Below are 3,982 nucleotides of genomic sequence, written 5' to 3'. Positions count from 1 at the left end.
TATGGAGGACGCACTGGTTCAGTCGGTCCTTCTGGGGGTGCCGATCTTTGTGGACGAGGAGATCCTGCGGAGTATTCGCTCTCAGGTTTCCTTCCACGTAACGGACTCGCCCATGGTAGGACCTACGCCCGACCCGGAGCGCAAGCGGAGCCCCATCGAGCTGATCTCCGACTTCATCCGATCTGGCAGTCGCCCCGAGGAGATGGGAGAGGAGATGCGTAGCAACGTGCAGGTGATGCTACCCCGACAGTGGGCGGAGCTGAGCGAGATCGCGATCGAAACAGAGAATTATGAGTGGGCCTCCTACCTGAGAGATCTGGAGGAGACGCATCCATCCGATAAGGACGAGCAGCCATGAGTGAGGAGACGAAGAAGACCCGGCGGGTAGCCTTTAGCTGCGTCGAGCTGGGACAGATGGAGAATAGTGACTCCAGCATCCACCTGGTGCTGAAGACCGTGTCAGATGAGCCCCTCGAGGAGTATCTGGCGCCGATACCACGCCGGTGTAATAATGAGTATATGGAGGTGATACAAAATCTGGTCTCAGGGAAGATACGGAGTGCGGACTCCTTCCTCAGAGACCTGTTACTCGCCACCGACTGCACGCTCAGCAGACTGGTGATCCGACACGACAGTGGGGACGATGGCGCTCGAGCGGAGATGAAGATGATGACCTCCGATATGGAGATGATCCTCTTCGACGTGCCTATGCATGAGGGTGTCCTCCATGCCATGGTCTCCGGTCTGCCGATCTTTGTGGAGGAGGAGCTCCTGGTCCCATCGGTCCGTCGGGATGGGTGGATGAAGGACGGGGTTATGCAGCGTCGTACGCCGGAGACGGAGTACAATATACTCAGCTATGAACTGAGTAAGGGTCGCCTGCCGGAGGACTACGAGGCGGATCGGCTGGCGGCGTCCCTCGATGCGATCGGGGAGGAGCGTGTGAGTGCGCTTCAGCGTGAGGCTATAGAGACTGAGCGGTACGAGTGGGCTCAGTGGATCAAAGAATATCGAGATAAAGAGTAAGTCAATGAAAGCGAAGTGTCCCTACTGTGACCGTGAGATCAATGTCACCGGCCCCTCGCCAACAGAGAAGGACGGGGTGCGGCAGGTCTGTCCGCTCTGTCGTCATCCGTTCCTCGTCTTCCGGAGCGAGACCCACCGCCTGATGCAGCAGACGCCGGAGATGCTCTCGATCTCTCTCGAGGAGACAGGTAACTGCTACATAGAGGTGGTGGATAGTCAGCTGTCGGACGAGCGTAAGTTTGCGTTACCGCAGGGAAGCGAGCGCTCCTTCGGACGCTTCCAGACCGACTCGGACGTCGATCTTCAGCTGCCGACCTGTGATGCCGATCTGGACCGGTGCCATGCCTACTTTGCGCACGACAAGCGGGGACACCTGACCGTCCGCGATGCCGGCAGCAGCAAGGGGACGTACGTCAATGGCGAAGTGCTGCAGCCTCGCGAGCGGAGACGGCTGGAGGACGGAGATGTAGTAACGATGGGTCATACCTCTGTGATCGTCTCATCGGAGGAGTAAGGGCGTGGAGGCGCTCTGCTTTGCGAAATTTCGGTACCTTTGTGCCACTCAAGAGGTAGACGATCTCCCTCTAATACTATAAGCTACTTCCCTATGGTCCCTGACCCTACACTTCATGAGTATTGCGTGATCCTTGCCGGAGGTACGGGCAGCCGTTTCTGGCCCTACAGCCGTGAGAGTCACCCGAAGCAATTCATTGACTTCCTCGGTACCGGTAAGAGCCTTCTCCAGCTCTCCTATCATAGATATCTGAAGCACTTCCCCCGGGAGCGCCTCCTCGTCGTGAGCAACGTCGACTACCTGCAGCAACTGAGGGATCAGTTGCCGGAGCTGCCGGCGGAGTGTCTCCTGCTGGAGCCGACCCATCGCAATACTGCTCCCGCGATAGCGTATGCCGCTCGCCACATCTACGCCCGTGACCCGGAGGCGGTGATCACGATTGCGCCCTGTGACCACCTGGTGATCGCTCCGGAGGAGTTTGTGGAGCTGGCAGTCAAGGGATGCCGCCTCGCCGACAAGCCGGGTGAGATCGTCACGATAGGCATCCGCCCCACCTACCCGGAGACCAATTACGGCTACATCCAGGCGGTTGCCCGTGATGAGAGAGCCGGAGAGGAGGCGAAGGATCAGCCCTATGAGGTGAAGACCTTTACCGAGAAGCCCAATGCGGAGATGGCTCAGGTGCTGATGGACAGCGGCGAATTCTTCTGGAATTCGGGTCTCTTCATTGCCCGAGCAAAGACCTTCATCGACGAGCTGAAGTGGCACCTCCCGGAGCTTACGGAGCGTCTCTATGCGCGCGAGGACGTATGGGGAACGGATGAGGAGGAGGACTACGTCAGGACTGTCCTCCCCTACAGCCCGAATATCTCCTTCGACTACGCCGTGATGGAGAAGGCGGAGCACGTGACGATGCTCCTCTCCGATGCCGGTTGGGTCGACCTCGGCACCTGGTCGGCGATCCACTCGATGGCAGAGAAGGATGCGCAGGGCAACGCAGTGCTGGGACCTGGGCCCAAGATCTGCAACTCCTGTCGCAATACCCTGGTCGTCTCGGAGGCCCCGGATCGCCTGATCGCCCTTGAGGGGATGGAGGACGTCGTGGTGATAGATCACAAGGATGTGCTCCTGGTCTGCAAGATCAATGATCTGGATAAGATCAAGCAACTCATATTTGATGCCGGCAGCATCGATCGGAAGTTTGTCGAGTGAGTAAGACGGCAGACAAGATCAGCTCGGGAGGTCTCGGGATCCACGAGATGCGCCCCGAGGATCGTCCTCGAGAGAGGGCGGTTCGCGATGGCGTACGCACACTCTCTGACGTGGAGCTGCTGGCGATACTGATCCGCGGAGGGACGAAGAAGCAGAGTGCCATCGAGCTGGCAAAGTCACTCCTCTCCACTTACCACGGTCATCTCGACCTCCTCTACAAGGACTTTATCGACAATATCTACCCGGTCATCACCGGCATGGGGAAGGTAAAGCTCGTCACTATTGCCGCCGCCATGGAGCTCGGCATGCGCGCCACTCGCGAGATCTGCGACCCGAAGTATGGCGTAGAGATGACGCAGGCGAGCAACAGTCTAAAAATCTACGACTACATAGCTGATCGGCTGTCCGGCCTCTCCGAGGAGCAGATGTGGCTCCTCTGCTTCAATAGTCAGAATATAGTGGTCCACAGCGACCGGATCCTCAGTCGCACGGAGCTGCTGGGCGACGATGAGACAAGAGTCAAGCGAATGAGCCGAGCCGTGACCGACAGCCGCGCTGTGGCTGAGGAGGAGGCGCGGCTGAGGGATGCACTACCTCTCCGCCGGGTGATCTCCTCCGGCGGCTATCAGGAGACTTCCGCCGATGTGCGGGTGATCCTCCGTGAGGCGCTCCGCCACAGAGCCCTCGGTATTGCCGTGGTACATAATCACCCGAGCGGTTCGCTCACTCCGAGCGGGGATGACGACCATTTCACCTGGCGGCTCTATGAGGCTTGTCGTGTGGTGGGGGTGACGCTCCTGGATCATCTGATTTACACGGACCGCGGCTACTACAGTTATTTCGATCACGATCGTCTGATCGGCGGGTGATCTCCGGTCTCCGTTACTCCTCTGTCACCTCGGTCAGCAGACCGAGGCTATTCCATCATATATCTACCTTACGACTGTCTCAGACACCACCACCCTGCACCATCGGATACGATGTCTGTGCAAGCCCTGCCGAAGTGACCTGGCTGTCAGCGGGTGGCTGTCGCTTGATCCTTTTACCGGTATTAGTCGGCACTATTACCGGTATTAGTGTCGACTAATACCGACTATAGTTTTCGCTGATACCGGTATTAGTCTGAGGTGAGGTCGGTCAGGGGGCTCTCGTATGTGGGTTTTTGGCTAAATTTATCCCATCATTTAATACAGAATAGACACACACACTTACCATGACTCAACCTCATCC

At 58.0% G+C, this 3,982-nt stretch carries 5 protein-coding genes; all 5 read left to right on the top strand.

Going from position 1 to position 3,982, the window contains the following annotated elements; translation table 11 throughout:
* A partial coding sequence (locus Q0F21_RS06085; RefSeq protein ID WP_297238321.1) for a hypothetical protein occupies positions 1-358 on the top strand: 358 nt, incomplete at its 5' end.
* Positions 355-1,026: a hypothetical protein gene (locus tag Q0F21_RS06080; protein ID WP_297238319.1), complete on the top strand. Its 672-nt coding sequence runs from the start codon at positions 355-357 to the stop codon at positions 1,024-1,026. The genes Q0F21_RS06085 and Q0F21_RS06080, both read left to right, overlap by 4 nt.
* Before the next feature lie 4 nt (positions 1,027-1,030).
* Positions 1,031-1,540 carry an FHA domain-containing protein gene (locus Q0F21_RS06075; protein ID WP_297238317.1) on the top strand — a complete coding sequence of 170 codons (510 nt, stop codon included), beginning with the start codon at positions 1,031-1,033 and terminating at the stop codon, positions 1,538-1,540.
* A gap of 93 nt (positions 1,541-1,633) precedes the next feature.
* Complete coding sequence (locus Q0F21_RS06070; protein WP_297238315.1) at positions 1,634-2,752, top strand: sugar phosphate nucleotidyltransferase; 1,119 nt, start codon at positions 1,634-1,636, stop codon at positions 2,750-2,752.
* A complete protein-coding gene (locus tag Q0F21_RS06065) occupies positions 2,749-3,621 on the top strand; it encodes a JAB domain-containing protein (RefSeq protein ID WP_297238313.1) in 873 nt (290 codons plus the stop codon). The genes Q0F21_RS06070 and Q0F21_RS06065 overlap by 4 nt, the downstream gene beginning before the upstream one ends.
* Positions 3,622-3,982 lie beyond the last annotated feature (361 nt).

It is taken from the genome of uncultured Porphyromonas sp. (assembly GCF_934359325.1).
Classification (GTDB): Bacteria; Bacteroidota; Bacteroidia; order Bacteroidales; family Porphyromonadaceae; genus Porphyromonas_A.
Note: the sequence above shows the minus strand (reverse complement) of the source record. Positions and strands in the feature narration are given on the sequence as shown.